We start from the raw sequence: 17,869 nt of genomic DNA on the forward strand, positions 1-17,869 counted from the left end.
GCGCGCTTGCGGGCGCGGTGGGCGGCGACGTGGGACCGGGTCGCGCAGCGCTCCGAGCAGAACCGGCGACAGCAGTTGGACGAGGTGTCCAGGTAGACGTTGCCGCAGCGTTCGTCGGCGCAGACCCCGAACCGGGCGCTGCCGTACTCGCAGAGCCAGACCGACAGCCCCCAGACCGCGCCGGCCAGGTACTCCGCGCTGACCGAGGCACCGCGACTGGTCACGTGCATGTGCCAGTCGCTGGAATCGTGTCCGGAGATCCGCGGCTGCACCGGGAACGTCTCCAGCAGGGCGTTCAGCTCCGCCGCCGCCTGCGCGTCACGCCCGGAGGTGCCGTACTCGAACACGTCGCGCAGGCGCTTGCGCGCCCGCCGGAAGACCGCCAGATCCCGCTCCGATACCTCGTCGCGCATCCACGCGTTCTCGTCGGTGAAGAGAGCCCGCAGGTCGTCGAGGTCGTCCAGGCCGGCGTTGACGAGATCAACGCCGGTGCGGGCGTACGCGTCGAAGTTCACGACTCAACGGTAGACGACTCAGCAGGGTCGCTGCGCGTCGATGTAGTGCGGGAGAAACCGTGCGTAACCGTCCGTTATCAGGCCGGGGCTCTCCCGGATCCCCGCCCCGGCAGCCTCGCCCGCCACGATCCAGCTTCCCAGCACCACGTGATTGCCGTCGAAGGACGGCAACGCCCGGAACTCCTGGTAGCAGAAGCCCTCGTCACCGTAGCTGCCCGGATTGCTGACCTCGGCATCCTCGGTGACGATCCGTACCGCCGCCCCCTCCCGGCCGAGCAGCGGCTTCGCCACGTACCGGGTCATCCCGCGCGGTGAGTCCAGGTACGCCGGGAGCAGGTACTCGTGTCCCGGGTACAGCTCCCAGAGCACCGCGAGCAGCGCCTTGTTGGACAGCAGCAGTTTCCAGGCCGGCTCGATCCAGGTGGTCGGCGTGCCGGGCTCCAGCGCCGGACGGCCGTACGGCTCGGCCAGCATCCACTCCCACGGGTACAGCTTGAAACACGTGGTGACCGGACGGTCCGCGGCGTCGACGAAGCGCCGGCCGTCCCAGCCGATCTGCTGGACGGGCAGCAACGTCACGTCCAGCCCCGCCTGGCGGGCCGTCTCGGCCAGGTAGCCGGCGGTGATCTGGTCCTCGCCCGACTCCTCCTCGTCGGACCAGCAGACGTGCACCCGCCGGTCGTGCAGCCCGGCGCCGACTGCCGCCCACGCCCCGACCAGCCGCTCGTGCAGGCTGTTCCACTGGTCGGCCTCGGGCCGGGTCTGCTCCAGCCAGTACCACTGGATGATGCTCGCCTCGACCAGCGAGGTCGGGGTGTCGGCGTTGTACTCCAGCAGCTTCGGCGGCCAGGAACCGTCATAGGCGAGGTCGAAGCGGCCGTACAAGGTCGGCGGTGCCTCGCGCAGCGAGCGGGCCACCGCCTCGGCCGCCCAGGCCGGGATGCCGAAGTCGGCGTAGCGACCCCGGGTCACCACGTGCTCGGCCGCGGCGACGGACATCCGGTGCAGTTCCTCGGTCGCCTCCTCCAACCGGAGCACCTCGTCCAGCTCGAAGGCGTACGCCGCCGTCTCGTCCCAGTACGACATGGTGGCGCCGTCGGGAAGTTCGGTGGTGGCGTACACCAGTCCCTGCTCGCGGATGGTGGCCGCCCAGCCGGGCCGGGGCGTCGCCGTCTCGCGCCGCACCTCAGCCCCCGCAGGAGGCGAGGTGGGTGCCGAATCCACCCCGCTCGGGCAGGGCCATCTCGGTCGGGCGCGGCGCGGCGGAATCCGCGTCGCCGACGGTGGGAACGCGCAGAGCCAGCGCGACGGTGTCACCACCGCCGGTCGGGCCCAGCGCGCAGTCGTCATCGTCGTCGTCGTCACCGGAGGTCATGTTGCAGCCGGAGAGGGCCAGCGCCAGGGCGGTGAGCGCGCCGAGTTGCACGGAGGCCGACCGGAGCCGGCGGCGGGGGTGTCGTTCCACGTCCACGGTTGTAACCGATCCCCGCCACCGGCGGAAATCCGGCCCGGTCAGGGCGGGTTGACGGGCGTGGTGCCTCCGGCCAGCCCCGGGCGAGGGCCCGGTCCCGGGCGATACGCTCGGTTCATGCTCCGTTCCGTCATCCTCGCCGCCTCCCGGTCATCCCAGGTCGAGCGGCTCATCGCGACGGCTCCGTTCACCCGCGACGTCGTCGGCCGGTTCGTCGCCGGCAGCGGCACCGACGACGCGTTGCGCGCGACCCGCGAACTCGTCGGCGACGGCCTCGCGGTCACCCTCGACAACCTCGGCGAGGACACCGTCACCCCCGAGCAGGCCGACGCCACCCGGGACGAGTACGTGAAGCTTCTCCGGCTGCTCGCCGCCGCCGGGCTCACCCCCGCCGCCGAGGTCAGCGTGAAGCTCTCCGCGCTGGGCCAGCGGTTCGACGAGCACCTGGCGTACGACAACGCGCGGGCGATCTGCGTCGCCGCGGAGGCGGCGGGCACCACGGTCACCCTGGACATGGAGGACCACACCACCACCGACTCGACCCTGGACATCCTCAGCAAGCTGCGCAATGACCATCCGTCGACCGGGGCGGTGCTCCAGGCGTACCTGCGGCGCACCGAGTCGGACTGCCGGGAACTGGCCGGCGCGGGGTCCCGGGTGCGGCTGTGCAAGGGGGCGTACAAGGAGCCGGAGTCGGTGGCGTACCAGTCCGCCCACGAGGTGGACAGATCCTACGTACGCTGCCTGAACATCCTGATGTCCGGCGACGGTTATCCGATGCTGGCCACCCACGACCCGCGCCTGATCACCATCGGTGAGGACCGGGCCCGCTGGTTCGACCGCGGCCCGGACCGGTTCGAGTTCCAGATGCTGTACGGCGTCCGGCCCGAGGAGCAGGCCCGGCTGGCCGGCGAGGGCTACACCATGCGCACCTACCTGCCCTACGGCGAAGACTGGTACGGCTACCTGATGCGTCGCCTCGCCGAGCGTCCCGCGAACCTGGCCTTCTTCGGGCGGGCGCTGCTGTCGAAGAAGTGAGCATCGGCGAGCCGCGACCGGGCGGACCCGGGCCGGTCCCGGTGGCCCGGCCGGCGCGACCGCGCTGGGCCCTCGGTATGACGCTCGCGGTGATCCTGGCGCTACTGGCCGGCGGGGTACCGGCGGTGCTGACCGGGCTGCCGCGGTGGGCCGCCGACCAGCCGTCGGCGGTGTGGCTCGCCCCCGGGCCGGACGCCTCGGCGGATCGCGGCGGGAGCACCCGCACCGGCGCGGACGGAGCTGACCCGAGCGTGGCCCGTCATCTCGGCGAGGCGCTGGCCGCCCAGCTCGACCGGCAGGCCGCCGCTCTGCTCGGCGGTGACCGGGCCGGCTTCCTGGCGGTCGCCGACCGGGCCGCCCGGGCCGACCTGGGCCGCCGCTTCGCCGCGCTGCGTGCCCTGCGGGTGACCGTGTGGCAGGCCGTACCGGAAGGCTCACCCACTCCGGTCACCGGGCGGCCGGGGCAGTGGCGTCAACCGGTTGTCGTGCGGTACTGCCTGGTCGTACCGGACTGCGCCCCCAGCCCGGTACTGGTCGCCACCCGCTGGCGGTCCGGCGGTCCGGCGCCCCTGCTGCTCGCCATCGAGGAGTCCCGCTCGGCGCCGGCCGGCGTCCGACCCTGGGAGGTCAGCGAACTGGTGGGGGCGGTCGGTGCGCGGACCGTGGTGGCGACCACGCCGGCCCTGCGCCGCGCGCTGCCCGATCTGCTCGCCGCGGCGGAGGAGGCGGCCACGGTGGCCGACCGGTACGTCATCGGGGGGCCACCCCCGGACCGGTACCGCGTCTTCTACGCCGGTCCCGCCGAGTGGCGGCGCTGGTACGGCGGCGGTCGCCCGAGCTGGACCGCCGGGTACGCGGTCGGCGTCGGTGGCGGACACCACGAGATTGTGCTGAACGCGGACGCGTTGCCGGCCACCGGCCCCGGCGAGCTGCTGCGGCACGAGCTGACCCACGCCGCCTCCCTGACCGACCGGGGGCATCCGAGCCGGCAGAACTGGTGGCTGGTGGAGGGGCTGGCCGAGTACGCCGGTGCCGACGGGGCGCCGGTGCGGCGGTACGAGGCGCTGGACGACGTCCGGCGGCTGGTCGCCGGGGGCTGGAACGGCCGGTTGGACGCCCTCGCGCCCACCGGCACCGCCCCGGCGGGGCGGGTCGGCGGCAGCTACGGCGTCGGGTACCTGGCCGTTCACCACCTCGTCGACCGGTACGGCGAGCAGCAGGTACTGGATTTCTTCCGCGCCGTCGTGCACGACCGGCAGTCGGTCGACGAGGCAGCCGACCGGGTGTTCGGCGACGACTGGAGCAGTCTGCACGACGACTGCGTCGGCTACGTCCGGTCGGCCTCGGCCTGAGCGATCGAGGCCGCGGCTGGTGGTCCCGACAACGGGACGCGCGGCGCTTTCGACGGAAAACGCCAGGTCACGACCGGGTGAACAGCGCCCCTTGCATGATCAGTTGTACGAAGGGATCGCGCAGGTCACAACGGCCCCGCTACCGTACTGGTAACACGCGCGTTGCCGGCCGGGCGGGACCGCCTCCTCGGCGGGCACGCGCCGGGCAGGGATGGGTCGGGTGAGCCATGGCCGGGTCACCGTCCGACGGTCGGCTGTCGGATGTCAAGTTCCTGACCGTCGCCGAGGTGGCGGCGGTTATGCGGGTCTCCAAGATGACGGTCTACCGCCTGGTGCACAGCGGTGAACTCACCGCCGTCCGGGTGGGCCGGTCGTTCCGGGTGCCCGAGCACGCGGTGCACGACTATCTGCGGGGCGCGTTCCAGGAGACCGCCTGACGGGCGCCGAGTGCGACGTAACGGGCATCGACGGGGGCGCGTTGGTCCTGCTGACGCACTCCGGCTACCCTGGAGCGGATCGTGACCGCTCGCCGGTGTGCCCCGACGCCACCAGGCTGGTCCGGTCCATTGTCCGCACGCGGTCACCGGCACCACCTTCGTGGTGTCGCACGTCCGCCCCGCAAGTTGCATCGAAAGGCTGTCGTATGGGCTCGGTGGTCAAGAAGCGTCGCAAGCGCATGGCTAAGAAGAAGCACCGCAAGCTGCTGCGCAAGACCCGCGTCCAGCGTCGCCGCCTCGGCAAGTGAGCGGAGCCGGGCCACGCCCGGCTCCGCACACCTGCCCAACTGTCGACCCTCGGAGGCTCAGGTGATCAGGCCGTGGATGTCCCGGCTCGATCCCGCCTGCCGGTCAAGGCGTTCCCGATGACCCCCGGTGGCACCCCAGGTGCTCCGGGGGTCGTCGTCGTGACCGGGGTCGGCCGCTACCTCGGCGCGCACGTCGCCGCCCGGCTCGCCGCCGACGCCCGGATCGAGCGGGTGATCGGCGTCGACCCGACCGTCCCCGGTCCCGAGTTCACCGACCTCCTCGACGGGGTTGAGCGGGTCCGGCTCGACCTCGCCTCCCTCGGCAGTTTCCTCGCCGATCTGGACGTCGACACCGTGGTACATCTCGCCCTGGTCACCGCTCCCGACCCGCAGCACGGCGGCCGGGCGGCGATGAAGGAACAGAACATCATCGGCACCATGCAGCTGCTCGCCGCCTGCCAGCGGGCACCCCGGCTGCGAAAGCTCGTGGTCCGCTCCTCGACCGCCGCGTACGGCGCGTCCTTCCGCGACCCGGCGGTCTTCACCGAGGAGACCGAGCCCCGGGAGGTGCCGCGCGGTGGGTTCGGTCGGGACATCCTGGACATCGAGGGTTACGTGCGCGGGTTCCGCCGCCGCCGGCCCGACGTCACCGCCACCGTGCTGCGGTTCGCGCCGTTCATCGGCTCCACCGCCGACACCACGCTCACCCGCTACTTCTCCCAGCCGTTCGTGCCGACCGTCTTCGGGCGCGATCCCCGATTGCAGTTCGTGCATTTCGACGACGCGCTGGAGGTGCTGCACCGGTCCGTCGCCGAGGAGCACCCGGGGACGTACAACGTCGCCGGGCCGGGCGTCCTGTCGCTGTCCCAGGCGATCCGCCGGGCCGGGCGGGTCGCCGTGCCGGTGCTCGAACCGGGCCTCTCCGGGGCCGCCGCGCTCGTCCGTAACCTCGGCTTCGGCCGCTACGGCCTCGACCAGGTCGACCTCTTCGTGCACGGCCGGGTGGTCGACACCAGCCGGCTCGAGCAGGAGTACGGCTTCACGCCGCGCTCCACCGCCGCCGCGTTCGACGATTTCATCCGCGCCCACCGTGGTGGCGCGGTGCTCACCCGGGAGACCCTCGCCGCCGCGGAGCAGATGGTGCTGGAGAGCATCCGGCAGGTTCGCCAGAACGTACAGGAGCGGCAGTGAACAGGCCAGACGAGCCGGCCGTGCGTGACCAGCCGGGGGACCACTGGGACCGCAGGGTCGCCGGAGGGTTGGCGTTCCTGCGCCGCCGGCTCTCCGGTGACTACGAGGTGGACGAGTTCGGCTTCGACCCGGAGCTCACCGAGGCCGTCTTCCACCCGCTGCTGCGACTTCTCTACCGTGACTGGTTCCGCACCGAGGTGACCGGCCTGGAGCACGTGCCCGACGAGGGCGCCGGCCTGGTGGTCGGCAACCATTCCGGCACCGTTGCGCTGGACGCGTTGATCCTCTCCACCGCCCTGCACGACCAGCATCCCGCCCACCGCTACCTGCGGCTGCTCGGCGCAGACCTGGTCTTCCGGATGCCGGTGGTCTCCGAGATCGCCCGCAAGACGGGCGGGACGGTCGCCTGCAACCCGGACGCCGAGCGGCTGCTCGGCGGTGGCGAGCTGGTCGGCGTCTTCCCGGAGGGCTTCAAGGGCATCGGCAAGCTCTACTCCGACCGCTACAAGTTGCAGCGGTTCGGTCGGGGCGGCTTCGTCTCGGCGGCGCTGCGCACCGGCACGCCGATCGTGCCGGTGGCCATCGTCGGCGGGGAGGAGATCTACCCCATGCTGGCCGACATCAAGCCGCTCGCCCGGCTGCTCAAGCTGCCGTACTTCCCGGTCACGCCGACCTTCCCGTGGCTCGGCCCGCTGGGCATGGTGCCGCTGCCGAGCAAGTGGCTGATCGAGTTCTGCAAGCCGATCCCGACCGCGCACCTGACCGACTCCGCCGACGACCCGCTGGTCGTGTTCAACCTCGCCGACCAGGTCCGGGAGACTATCCAGCAGACCCTGCACCAGTTGTTGGAACGGCGCCCGGACCCGTTTGGCCCTTAGACCCCACGCGCACCTGGTAGACGCGCCCCACGATGCTGAGCAACTCGGCGTTGAAACGCGGGAACTCGCGCACCGCGTAGACCTCGCGGGAGTAGTCCTGCTGGGACAGCCAGGAGGAGAAGGACTCCGCTTCCCCGTTGCGCAGGGCGGGAGCGAGGCAGGAGTCGACGACCGCGCGGATCAGTCGCCGGTCCACCGTCACCCGGTCGTCGGCGACGATGCAGTAGAGGGTGGCCACCTCGATGCCGTCGCCGATGGAACTCTTCAGCACCCCGAACCGGGTGCGGTAGCCGGTGCCCGGCATGGCCGCCCTGGTGTCGTAACCCCTGGCGGACGGGTTGGGTGGAACTGGCCATCGCTTCTTCCATCCGGCCGCTACACTCTCGACCGTCGTGCCGGTGATGGCCGGCAGTGTCCCAGGAGACGGCTGGCCGGGAGCCGGTGTCGTCTCCGGTGAGGTCGCACCGGCCGGCGTGCCTTTGGGCGCGGCGGCGGTGGGAGTTGGTCCGCCGGTCCGCTCTGGCTCCGAGCCACCGAGCCACCACGCAGCAACGACGACCAGGGCGGCCACCGGCAGCAAGACCAGCGCTGTGCGCAGCAGTCCCCGCGTTTGTCGCGATTTCGGTGTCCGCGGCACAGCCTCGGCAGGAATGTGGCCCGTCATGGATGTCCCCCGATTCACATGCCACGGCTGCCGAGCACGCGGCCGAGTCAAGTTAGCACTGCGTCGCGAGGTGGTCAACGTTGCGTAGCGAATCAATACGTGCGAAGGTCTCAATGCTTTGTTGTCGTCACCAACGGGGAGACCATGACACCGCTTCGCGCAGCCATGGCCTGTTTGTTCACCGTCCTTTCAGGATTGTTCGCCCTGGTCCCAGCCGCTCCTGCGGCTGCGGCACCCTTGTGTTTCGGCCCTTCGTGCGTTGGCAAGATGGCGGCTCAGCAGGGCTGCCAGACCGGGGCGTACGTCGTCGTCGGCTTCACGCTGAAGGATCAGAATGTAACCAAGCAGACACATGGTGACCTCTGGTACAGCCCTGCCTGCCGGGCTATGTGGGGCGACTTCAACGTTCCCGAGTTGATGTATCCGATCACCGGCCAGCTCTGGACGCAGCCGGAGTACGGCGGAGTCAACCGGCTGGCCGCCTCGACAACACTGGTCGACACGGGGAACTGGACCACGCCCATGGTCGACTGGCAGCAGTCGGTCAAGTTCTGCGGCAGCCACAAGGGCGGCATCGATCCCGACATGGATCTGCCTTCCCAGGGCTACAACGCGTGCACCGCGTGGCGCTGAAAAGCCCGCCAATGTCGATGAGACCGCACAGCGTGAATACGGGGGAACCAGTGCCTGCACTGACCAACAAATGGCGGCGCTGGGTCGCGGCCGTAACAGTCCTGTCCGCCGTCGGGACGCAGTTGTCGATGCCCGCTGCCAGTGCGGAACCGGCCGCGTCGCAACCGGCGCGACCGCCCGCACCGGCCGCCTTCACCGCCCCGGACGAAGCGCTGGGCAGGTCTTGGCGGACCTCCGACGACGTCGTCGTGACCGGAGCCGGTGACACCGAGGGCTACCACCTCTACGTCGCCCGGGAGAAGGACGCCTTTGGCTGGTCCACGCTCGCCACGCTCACGTCGAGCTCCATCGCGGTCGGGCCGTGGACCGGCGCCGTCTGCGTCACGGGCTCCGGCCGGTACGCGGTCGCCGTGTTCGCGCCGAAGAAGGCCGCCAACGAGCCCGGGCTCGCCCGCGCCGGCGCGCTGGCCGCTGTGGTGGACGTAACCACCGGCAAGGCGACGCACGTGGCGACGGGAGTGGAACTGGCCTACTTCAACCCCGCCTGTGGCCCGGACGATCGGGCGCTACTGACCCGGTCCCTGGGTGACGACTTCGCGCAGTCGACGGAGCTGTTGACAGTCGACGCCGCTGCCGGCCGGGTGACGAGGACCCGTCGGATCGCGGGTCAGCTGACCACGCCCGCGCCCGCCACCGACGGCGACTACGGCATCCTCGGCGGTCACCTGGTCCGGATCGACGACCGTGGCAGGACGGCCAGGCTGGCCCGGCCCGCCGGTAACACGTTTGGCGTGCAGGCCACCGCCGGTAGCGGCATCGACGTGATTGGCGTGCAGGGGCAACAGGCGCTCGCCCAGCGGTTCCGGGCGGGCAGGCTGACTACCGTCGCCAGCGGGCCCTGGGACCAGCTCCAGCTGTTCGGTCAGCGCGGCGGCCGGAACGTGCTGGTCGGCCAGGCGCAGGTGCGGGGCGCCGTACCGGAGCTCGGTGTCGTGCCGGCCGATCGCAAGGTGCGGACACTGTCCGAGTCGGGCCACCTCGTCGTGGAAGAAATCGTCACCCAGCAGAGCATGCGGTCGGTCGGTCAGCCGCTGAGTCCGGCCGACCCGGCCGACGCGGGCGACGTCCGGGTCACCGTCCGGGCGACGGTCAGCGGCGAGCAGGCCACCCGCACGATCCGAACCACCCGCGCCCCCCGGCTCGACGTCGAGCTGGGATCCAGCACCCCGAAGCCGGCCGGCGCGCGGGGCGCCCTCGCGTCGGCCGAGCTGACCCCCACCTGCGCGGTGCCACGCAACGATCCGAAGGTGCAGCCGCTGCAGCCGAGCCCGGACATGGTGGAGTGGGCCGTCGACCAGGCCGTGCACGGCCGGCTGACCGTCAGCCGTCCAGCGAACTACCTAAAGGCGGGCCTACCGGCCTATCAGCCGCAGGTGCTCTTCCCGCGCCGGCAGCTCGCCGGCGGTGGAACGGTTCCGGCCCAGGTCATGCTCGCCATCCTGGCGCAGGAGACGAATCTGTCCCAGGCGTCGTGGCACGTGGTGCCCGGTGACACCGGCAACCCATTGATCGCCAGCTACTACGGCAACGAGGGCAACCTCGACGTCATCGACTACAGCAAGACCGACTGTGGGTACGGCATCGGTCAGGTCACCGACGGCATGCGGGTGGGCAGCACGGTCTTCACCGACACGCAGCGCCGGGCGATCGCGGTGGACTACGCGGCCAACATCGCGGCCGGCATGAACATCTTGATCGAGAAGTGGAATCAGATGGCCAGCGAGCTGTCGGCGCACCAGAGCTACATGAACAACAATGACCCGACCTGGGTTGAGAACTGGTTCCTCGCGGCCTGGGCCTACAACAGCGGCTACTACCCTTACGCGAACCGGGACAAGAACAACGGGCGGTGGGGCGTTGGCTGGTTCAACAACCCCGCCAACCCGCGCTACCCCGCCAACCGGGCGCCGTTCTTGCGGCTGACCATGGCGGACGCGGAGAGGCCGAACGATTGGGCGTACGCGGAGCGGATCATGGGTTGGGTGGAGTCTCCTCAGCTCAAGGGCTTCCCGGTGATGTCTGCGGCCTACGCCGAGCCGACCTACGGAGCGAATTCGCCACGCACCGGCCCGCAAGGGAACGAGCAGGTGTTGTCCATCCCCGGCCGGTACGCGTTCTGCTCGACGGTCAACAACTGCTCACAGGCCACCAACGGCTGCCCGGCGGATTCTGAGCTGTGCTGGTGGCACGGCGTGGCGCACTCGGGCAACTGCCTGCAGGCGGAGTGCGCGAAGGAGAAACTGACCTTCGGCTCCGGAACCGCCGAACCCGGCGTGAAGCGCATCTACGAGCGCAACTGCGAGACGTTCACCGGCGACAAGAACGGCAACCGGGACACGAGCAAGCGGATCTCGGTGGTCTACACGCTGAACGACACTGGGCAGTACAACCTCGGGTGCTCCATCGGTGCCAGTGACGGCAAGTTCACCATCCGGCGCGGGCTGCCCGCGGGTGGCTCCACCGCTCCGTACGCCGAGGTCGACCTGCACCAGATCGGCGCGGGCTACAAGGGTCACATCTGGTACACGTACGTGAATCAGAGCAACCCGAACCGGCGCATCGTCGGATCGTGGACCCCGAACCTCGACCTGGCTCCGGGCGAGCGGGCCCGGTACGACATCGTCGCCCACGTGCCCAGCCACGGCGCCGACCACGACGGCGCCGAGTACCTGATCACCAGGGGCGCGGTTCTCGGGCAGGCGACCTGCGCGATCAACTTCGCCGAAGAGGCCGGCTGGTCCATCGGCGGCGTCCCCAATCCGAACCCCGCCAACCTGGGTGAGGACAAGTGGGTCTACCTGGGCTCGTACGAACTCGGCCGGGGTGCCCAAGTGCAGCTGAGCAACTACGGCACGGAGATCGTCCGCGGATTCGACGCGGTGGGCTTCGATGCCATGGCTTTCGTCCCGATCGGCACCAACCCGGGGCATTCCTGCAAGGACGACTACTAGCGGGACCGGGTGGCGAGCCGCACGGTGCGTGATACCGCCCGGACACCACTCTGGTGTCCGGGCGGCATTCGTGTGCTGGCCGCCGACGGTGGCGGCAGCCTCAGGTGAGTGGTGGGTGGCTTACCGCCGGGACCGCAGGCAGGACCGCCGAAACGCGGGCGCCTGGTCAGAGCGTGGCGCGGCGGCGCTTGTGCAGGGCCAGCCCCGCGGTGACCGCACCGGCGAGCAACCCCGCTGCGGCTGTCGACGGTACGGCGATCTTGACCGCGCGCCGTCCGGTGCGGAAGTCCCGTACCTCCCAGCCCCGCTCGCGGGCCTGCCGCAGCAGCGTGCCGTCCGGGTTGATCGCCACCGCCCGCCCGACGGCGGAGAGCATCGGCAGGTCGTTCACGGAGTCGCTGTACGCCGCGCAGCGGGACAGGTCCAGCCCTTCCACCTCGGCGAGCTGGCTGATCGCCTCGGCCTTGGCCGGGCCGTGCATCAGGTCACCGACCAGCCGCCCGGTGTACGCGCCGTCGGCCACCTCCGCCACCGTGCCGATCGCCCCGGTCAGCCCGAGTCGGGTGGCGATCACCCGGCCGATCTCCACCGGGGCGGCGCTGACCAGCCAGACCCGTTCGCCCGCGTCGAGATGGCGCTGGGCGAGCCGGCGGGTGCCGGCCCAGATCCGGGGTGCCATCAGCTCGTCGAAGATCTCCTCGGTGAGGCGCTCGACCTCCTCGACCCGCCAGCCTTCGATGAAGGCGAGAGCGGCCTCCTTCGCCTGCGACATGTCGCCTGCGTGTTCGCTGGCCAGCAGCCGGAACCGGGCCTGTTGCCAGGCGAAGCGGGCCAGGTCGGTGGTGGTGAAGTACTTGCGGGCGGCGAGCCCTCGGGCCAGCCAGTAGATCGACGCGCCCTGCATCATCGTGTTGTCCACGTCGAAGAAGGCCGCGGCGTGGGGGTCGGGCAGCACCGGGACCGGCTGGTCCCCCTCGGCTTCGGCCCAGCCGGCGGTGTGCCCGTGCACATCGGTGCTGACCGTCATCCTGCGGATGCGGGGCATGGCACTTCCCTCCGTACGCCACTGCGCTCCTGCATCCCTGAGCCTAGTCGGGTGTCGATCACAGACGATCGCCCCAACGGGTAACTGTGATGTGAACTGCCTCGCGGGTCAGCGGTGCTCGGGGCAGGTCGCGGGAGTGGGGCCGAGGGCGTCGCCGGAGACCGGGGTGGGCAACCCGCAGGCGATGGCGGCGCGCAGCGCGTCGGAGCGCTTCCGGGCCGCGTCCAACAGGGCCAGGGAACGCCGGACCCGGTCCCGTTCGGCGCGGTCGGCCCCGTCGAGCAGCCCACCGACCGCGCGTCGCTGGCCCGCCACGAAGGTGTTCACGGCGTCCAGCCCGGCGGTGTCCGACCGTTGGGCCGCCGCGGTGGTGAGCAGGCGGACCCCCTGGCGGGTGTCGGCGTCCATGTCCTCGAGCACGGCGGTGAAGCCGGGCAGGTCGCCCCGGAGGGTGGTGGCCTCGGTCAGCCGGGTACGGGCGAAGTCCAGGAACAGCTGGCCGCGGCTGAGGTCCGAGCTGGCCAGGGCGAGCTGGGCCCGTTCGGTGGAGCGCTTCATGCCGTACAGGGCGTCACCCGGGACCGCGTCCTCGCTGGCGGCGGAGATGCCGGACACTGCGATGGCGCCGGCGGCGATGCCGACCAGGACGGCACCCCGGGCCCGAACCTGTCGGGCGGTGACCGCGCCGAGCAGCGAGGAACGGGTGCCGGCACCCGCGCCGTCCGGGGTGCTCGCGGCCGTAGCGCCGGGGCCCTCCCGTTCCGCCGTGGCCACCAGCATCGCCCGCAGTCCGACGCGGAAGTCCGGTTCCACCTCGACGTCCGGTCGTTCCTGCGTGAGCCGCCGGCCGACCGCCACGAGGGCGACGAGCTGGTCGTCGGCACGAGACCGGACATGATGCCGCCGCCCGCCGTTCGCCTCGTCGAGCAGCTGGGCGAAGCGTGCGGCCCGCCGACGGGAGAAGAGGTAACTGTCCACCGCAGGCACCCCCTCTCGCTGTCCGGCCGGTAGGCCGCGGTCGTCACCAGCGACCGGTGGCAGCGTGACGCCGACGGACGGCATCTGCGCCGACCGTACGAGCCGGACCGGGTGGCCCGGGGGACGCCGGGACAACCACGGGTCGCACCCGGAGAAACGGACCGCGCCCGGTGGCGGTTACGGGACGTCAGTGGCTAAAACACGACGAGTGAGGACCGTCACGGGACCCGGGGTGCCCGCCGGACCCCGGCCGACGGGCGACGGACCGGTCGCGGTCAGGACCCGGCGGTGATCAGGGCTGGAAGCCGTCCGGGAGGAGTCGGGCCAGAGCGCGGACCGCACGGTACTGCAACGCCTTGATGGCACCCTCGTTCTTGCCCATCGCCCGGGCCGTCTCGGCGACCGAGAAGCCCTGAAGGAAGCGGAGCACGATGCACTCCTGCTGTTCCGGGTTGAGTTGCTTGACCGCGGTGAGCAGGGCCACGTTGGTGATGTGCTCCACCACGGCGGCTTCCGGGCTGCCCTCGGGCCCGCGGTCCTCGCGATCGGCGTCGAGCACGTCGCCGGTGGTCACCTCGAGGCGGTACCGGCCCGACTTGAAGTGGTCGGCCACCAGGTTGCGGGCGATGGTCACCAACCAGGCGCCGAGATCCCGGCCCTGCCAGGTGAAGCTGCCGATCCGCTTCAGCGCGCGCAGGAAGGTGTCGGAGGTCAGGTCCTCCGCCAACTGCCGGTTACCCACCCGGAAGTAGACGAACCGGAAGACGGTGTCGACGTACCGGTCGTAGATCAGGCCGAACGCTTCGGCGTCCCCGGCCTGGGACCGTTCGACCAGTGTCCAGACCTCGGTGGCCGGATCGGACGGGTCGGGCCGGCTGGGGAAGCCGGCGCTCGGCGGGCTGGTGGCGGGGACCGCCGGCAGGACGGCGGTGTCGCCGGCCGGCACGGCCGGAATCACCGCGGTCTCGGCGCCGGCCGGGTCGGTCACCGCGGCCGGCTCGCCGACCCGCCGGTGCTGCGCCGGCATGGTGGGCCGGGGCGGTGTCACCACCCGACCGGCCGGCGCGTTGCCCCCCGGTGCGGCCGGCCTGGTGGGCGCCTCGTTGTGGTGCGGCCGCTGGTGGAGCCGGCCGGCGTCGAGGCGTTCGTTCGGCGATGTCCGGGGCGCGGAGCCGGCCAGACCGGCAGGTCGTTCCGAGTAGCCGGAGCTGCTCACCGTGCCTCCCGGGTGCGCGGTGCGACCGGCCGGGCAGCGCGACGACGGGTCGTCGCGGCATCCGGCCCGCCCGGTACGGGCAGGGCCGTCCGGGGGCATGCCCACGCGGGGCACATCCCCTTGAGGTGCTGGTCCAATGCGCTCACAGGCACGGGGGCCTCCTCGGGCTGAGGGGTGTCGACTCACGGCAAATGGGGTGAGCCGACCCGAGTGATGATAGGGCCAACGTCACCCGCGCGTGGCAAGTCCGTTACACAGGGCCAAAGTATTTCCCGTCCGGGTCGCACCACTGGCGGACCCGTTGTCCGTCATGTGCGGTTGACTTTCACGTCACAACCTGATCTGAGAGAAAAGTCCAGGTCGCGGGTGAAGTGGACGGTGGTGCGGGTGCGCGGGGCATGGCCGTGCGGGCGACGCTGTGCCAAACTCAGCCACCGTGCAGGACCCCGCCGACAGCTCCGCGCCCCACCTCGCCGACCGGCTCCGCCGGGCCGCCGCCGATCATGGCGACCGCCCCGCGGTGCACTGGCGGGAGGAGACCCTGACCTGGTCCGAACTGAATGAGCGGGTGACGGCGGTGGCCCGTGCCATGGCCGCCACCGTGCCGGCCGGGGACGGCGGCCCGCCCGCCCGGGTGGCCATCGCCCTGCCGAACACGCCCGACTTCGTGGTGGCCTTCCTCGCGACGCTGCGCGCCGGACTGGTCGCGGTGCCGGTCAACCCGGGCTACACCGGCCGTGAGCTGCGGCACGTGCTCGCCGACTCGGGCGCCGCGCTGCTGCTGGCCACCGAGGAGGTCCGGGAGCGGGTCGGCCGCGGCGGCGACGAACTGCCGGCGCTGACCGCCGTGCACACCACCCTCCCCGAGGAGCCCGGCGAGCCGCCGACGGCGCAGCCCGCCGACCTTGCCGCGCTGCTCTACACCTCTGGCACCGAGGGACGCCCCAAGGGGGCGATGCTGCCGCACCGCGCGCTCGCCGCCAACCACGACCAGCTCGCCCGGATCCAGCCGCCGGTGCTCGGGGCGGACGACACCGTGCTGCTCGCGCTGCCGCTGTTCCACGCGTACGGGCTGAACTCGGGGCTCGGCGCGGTCGTCCACCACGGCGCGACCGGGGTGCTCGTCGACGACCTCGGCCCCGACTGCGCGCTCGACGAGATCGCTGGGCACCGGGTGAGCGTGCTGGTCGGCGTACCGTCGATGTTCCAGGCCTGGTCCGCCGCGGCCCCGGACACGGTCGCCGCGGCGATGGCGTCGGTCCGGCTGGCGGTCTGCGGCGCGGCGCCGCTCGACCCGGCCGCCGCGGCGCGCTTCACCGAGGTCACCGGGCACCCGGTGCACGTCGGGTACGGCCTGACCGAGACCGCGCCGGTGCTCACCTCCACCCTCGTCGGCGGGGAGCCGAAGCCCGGCTCGATCGGCCGGCCGCTGCCCGGGGTCGCGCTCCGCCTGGTCGGGGCGGACGGTGTCGACCTGTGGCGGGACGGCGTACCGGTGGCCGACGAGGAGGCCGACGACCCTTTCCTCGCCGACTCCTCGCCCGGCACGGACCCGGGCCAGATCGTGGTGCGTGGCGCGAACCTGTTCGCCGGGTACTGGCCGGACGGTCGGGGCGGGCCGGACGCCGACGGTTGGTGGGCCACCGGCGACATCGCGTACGCCGATGCCGACGGGGACCTGTTCCTGGTCGACCGGCTGGGCGAGCTGATCCTGGTCAACGGCTTCAACGTCTACCCGCACGAGGTCGAGCTGGTCCTCGACGCGCACCCGGGAGTGGCCGGCTCGGCCGTCCTGGGTGTGCCGCATCCGCGTACCGGCGAGACTGTCCGGGCGTACGTGGTGCCGGTGCCGGGCCACCCGGTGACCGGTGCGGAGCTGCTGGCCCACTGCGCGCGTAACCTGGCCCGGTTCAAGTGCCCGACCGCCGTCGAGTTCGTCGACGAGCTGCCGTACTCGGCGATCGGCAAGGTACGCAAGACCCAGTTGCGGCCCGTCCCGGCCGCCCGCCCCACGGAGGTGCCCGATGTCCACTGACGCCCGGCTCGCCCTGATCACCCGACCCGGTTGTCATCTCTGCGAGGACGCCAAGGCGGCGCTCGGCCGGGTGGTGGCGGTCACCGGCGACCGGTGGGTGGAGAAAGACGTCACCGGCGACGTGGAGTTGGAGCGCGAGTACGGCGACCGGCTGCCGGTGGTGCTGCTCGACGGCAAGGAACACGGCTACTGGCGGGTCGAGGAGGAGCGGCTGCTGCGCGACCTGACCACCCCGCAGCTGTGACCGGCGCGCAACCCGGGACGACCGGTCCCACCCGCCCCCACCTGGTCTGGGACTGGAACGGCACCCTCCTCGACGACCTGGACCTGGTGGTGGCGGCCACCAACGTCGCCTTCGCCAGCGCCGGTGGCCGGTCGGTGACCGTGGACGAGCACCGGGTCCGGTTTCGCCGGCCGATCGCCGACTACTACGCCGAGATGCTCGGCCGGGCGGTGGACGCCGAGGCGTTTGGCACCCTCGACCGGATCTTCCACGACGCGTACCGGGTCGGGTTGGCCTCCTGCGCACTGGCCGCCGACGCGACCGCGGCGATCGCCGCGTGGCCGGGCACCCAGTCGTTGCTGTCCATGTGGTTCCACGAGGAGCTGGTGCCGACCGTGCGTGCGTACGGGCTGACTGCGCACTTCACCCGGGTGGACGGGCTGCGCGCCCCGGTCGGCGGGGGATTCAAGGCGGAATGGCTGGCCAAGCACCTGGCCGAGCTGGGCCTCGACGGGGGCGAGGTGGTGCTGGTCGGTGACTCGCTCGACGACGCCGACGCGGCCGAGAGCGTGGGCGCGCGTTGCGTCCTCTACACCTGCGGCCTCTCCGACCCGCACCGGCTGCGCGCCTCCGGCCACCTGACCGCCGACACCCTCACCGACGCCGTGAGCCTCGCCACCGCGCTACCGTGGCCCGCCCCCTCCGGCCGAGCGTGATTGGTGAGAGAAGTCGGGATTGAGCAATAATCGCGCGACGGTGTCGGTGACCGGACCGATATCGATCTTGCGGAATGGGGGGGCTGGTGAGCGGGCGTCGCCGCGGCCCAAGATCGCGATTTGTGCAGCTCTTCACAAGCGCCTACCCTGTAGTTCCG

Annotated in this window: 18 protein-coding genes; 11 read left to right on the forward strand and 7 right to left on the reverse strand. The window is 71.6% G+C overall.

Annotated features, from left to right (window positions below):
- The 3 genes from E1166_RS11890 to E1166_RS11900 form a co-directional block, all read right to left on the reverse strand.
- The coding region (locus E1166_RS11890; RefSeq protein WP_132338443.1) for a CGNR zinc finger domain-containing protein at window positions 1-515 on the reverse strand (515 nt) is incomplete at its 3' end.
- An 18-nt stretch (window positions 516-533) separates the two neighbouring features.
- Window positions 534-1,700, reverse strand: a complete 1,167-nt coding sequence (locus tag E1166_RS11895) for a glutathionylspermidine synthase family protein (protein WP_132338444.1) — start codon at window positions 1,698-1,700, stop codon at window positions 534-536.
- A gap of 1 nt (window position 1,701) precedes the next feature.
- A complete protein-coding gene (locus E1166_RS11900) occupies window positions 1,702-1,980 on the reverse strand; it encodes a hypothetical protein (RefSeq protein ID WP_243706175.1) in 279 nt (92 codons plus the stop codon).
- Between the two features lie 123 nt (window positions 1,981-2,103).
- On the opposite strand from E1166_RS11900, the gene E1166_RS11905 reads away from it, so the two are divergent.
- The 6 genes from E1166_RS11905 to E1166_RS11930 all read left to right on the forward strand — a co-directional run bounded on the left by E1166_RS11905 (window position 2,104) and on the right by E1166_RS11930 (window position 7,190).
- Window positions 2,104-3,024 (forward strand): proline dehydrogenase family protein, encoded by a 921-nt coding sequence (locus E1166_RS11905; protein WP_132338445.1) that lies wholly within the window; start codon window positions 2,104-2,106, stop codon window positions 3,022-3,024.
- A 77-nt stretch (window positions 3,025-3,101) separates the two neighbouring features.
- Window positions 3,102-4,376, forward strand: coding sequence for a hypothetical protein (locus E1166_RS11910; RefSeq protein WP_132338446.1), 1,275 nt, complete (start codon window positions 3,102-3,104; stop codon window positions 4,374-4,376).
- Window positions 4,377-4,603: 227 nt separating this feature from the next.
- On the forward strand, window positions 4,604-4,813 hold the full coding sequence (locus E1166_RS11915) for a helix-turn-helix domain-containing protein (protein WP_132183381.1): 210 nt from the start codon (window positions 4,604-4,606) through the stop codon (window positions 4,811-4,813).
- Window positions 4,814-5,019: 206 nt separating this feature from the next.
- Window positions 5,020-5,121 carry an AURKAIP1/COX24 domain-containing protein gene (locus E1166_RS11920; RefSeq protein WP_007465623.1) on the forward strand — a complete coding sequence of 34 codons (102 nt, stop codon included), beginning with the start codon at window positions 5,020-5,022 and terminating at the stop codon, window positions 5,119-5,121.
- A 117-nt stretch (window positions 5,122-5,238) separates the two neighbouring features.
- A complete protein-coding gene (locus E1166_RS11925) occupies window positions 5,239-6,312 on the forward strand; it encodes an NAD-dependent epimerase/dehydratase family protein (protein ID WP_132263982.1) in 1,074 nt (357 codons plus the stop codon).
- Window positions 6,309-7,190: a lysophospholipid acyltransferase family protein gene (locus E1166_RS11930; protein ID WP_132338447.1), complete on the forward strand. Its 882-nt coding sequence runs from the start codon at window positions 6,309-6,311 to the stop codon at window positions 7,188-7,190. Before E1166_RS11925 ends, E1166_RS11930 begins: the two co-directional genes overlap by 4 nt.
- Here E1166_RS11930 and E1166_RS11935 read toward each other — a convergent pair.
- Entirely contained in the window at window positions 7,132-7,494 is a 363-nt protein-coding gene (locus tag E1166_RS11935; protein ID WP_132338448.1) for a hypothetical protein, read from the reverse strand. The genes E1166_RS11930 and E1166_RS11935 overlap by 59 nt on opposite strands.
- Before the next feature lie 627 nt (window positions 7,495-8,121).
- On the opposite strand from E1166_RS11935, the gene E1166_RS11940 reads away from it, so the two are divergent.
- Window positions 8,122-8,487, forward strand: coding sequence for a hypothetical protein (locus tag E1166_RS11940; protein WP_132338449.1), 366 nt, complete (start codon window positions 8,122-8,124; stop codon window positions 8,485-8,487).
- Window positions 8,488-8,615: 128 nt separating this feature from the next.
- The gene (locus E1166_RS11945) at window positions 8,616-11,498 is read left to right on the forward strand and encodes a hypothetical protein (protein ID WP_132338450.1); all 2,883 of its coding nucleotides are present in this window, start codon (window positions 8,616-8,618) and stop codon (window positions 11,496-11,498) included.
- Window positions 11,499-11,664: 166 nt separating this feature from the next.
- On the opposite strand, the gene E1166_RS11950 is transcribed toward E1166_RS11945, so the two are convergent.
- From E1166_RS11950 to E1166_RS11960, 3 genes are all read right to left on the reverse strand, one after another.
- On the reverse strand, window positions 11,665-12,543 hold the full coding sequence (locus E1166_RS11950) for an HAD-IB family hydrolase (protein WP_132338452.1): 879 nt from the start codon (window positions 12,541-12,543) through the stop codon (window positions 11,665-11,667).
- A 108-nt stretch (window positions 12,544-12,651) separates the two neighbouring features.
- The gene (locus E1166_RS11955; protein WP_132338454.1) at window positions 12,652-13,521 is read right to left on the reverse strand and encodes a DUF5667 domain-containing protein; all 870 of its coding nucleotides are present in this window, start codon (window positions 13,519-13,521) and stop codon (window positions 12,652-12,654) included.
- A 292-nt stretch (window positions 13,522-13,813) separates the two neighbouring features.
- Window positions 13,814-14,737 (reverse strand): ECF subfamily RNA polymerase sigma factor, BldN family, encoded by a 924-nt coding sequence (locus E1166_RS11960; protein WP_132338456.1) that lies wholly within the window; start codon window positions 14,735-14,737, stop codon window positions 13,814-13,816.
- Between the two features lie 436 nt (window positions 14,738-15,173).
- Here E1166_RS11960 and E1166_RS11965 point away from each other — a divergent pair, with 436 nt between their 5' ends.
- Genes E1166_RS11965 through E1166_RS11975 form a run of 3 tightly spaced genes read left to right on the forward strand, consistent with a single transcriptional unit; the run spans window position 15,174 to window position 17,711 of the window.
- Window positions 15,174-16,772, forward strand: coding sequence for an AMP-binding protein (locus E1166_RS11965; protein WP_132338458.1), 1,599 nt, complete (start codon window positions 15,174-15,176; stop codon window positions 16,770-16,772).
- The gene (locus E1166_RS11970; RefSeq protein WP_132263955.1) at window positions 16,762-17,016 is read left to right on the forward strand and encodes a glutaredoxin family protein; all 255 of its coding nucleotides are present in this window, start codon (window positions 16,762-16,764) and stop codon (window positions 17,014-17,016) included. The genes E1166_RS11965 and E1166_RS11970 overlap by 11 nt, the downstream gene beginning before the upstream one ends.
- Entirely contained in the window at window positions 17,013-17,711 is a 699-nt protein-coding gene (locus tag E1166_RS11975) for an HAD hydrolase-like protein (protein ID WP_132338460.1), read from the forward strand. The genes E1166_RS11970 and E1166_RS11975 overlap by 4 nt, the downstream gene beginning before the upstream one ends.
- Window positions 17,712-17,869 lie beyond the last annotated feature (158 nt).

The sequence above is a fragment of the Micromonospora sp. KC213 genome, from assembly GCF_004348325.1.
Taxonomy (GTDB): domain Bacteria; phylum Actinomycetota; class Actinomycetes; order Mycobacteriales; family Micromonosporaceae; genus Micromonospora.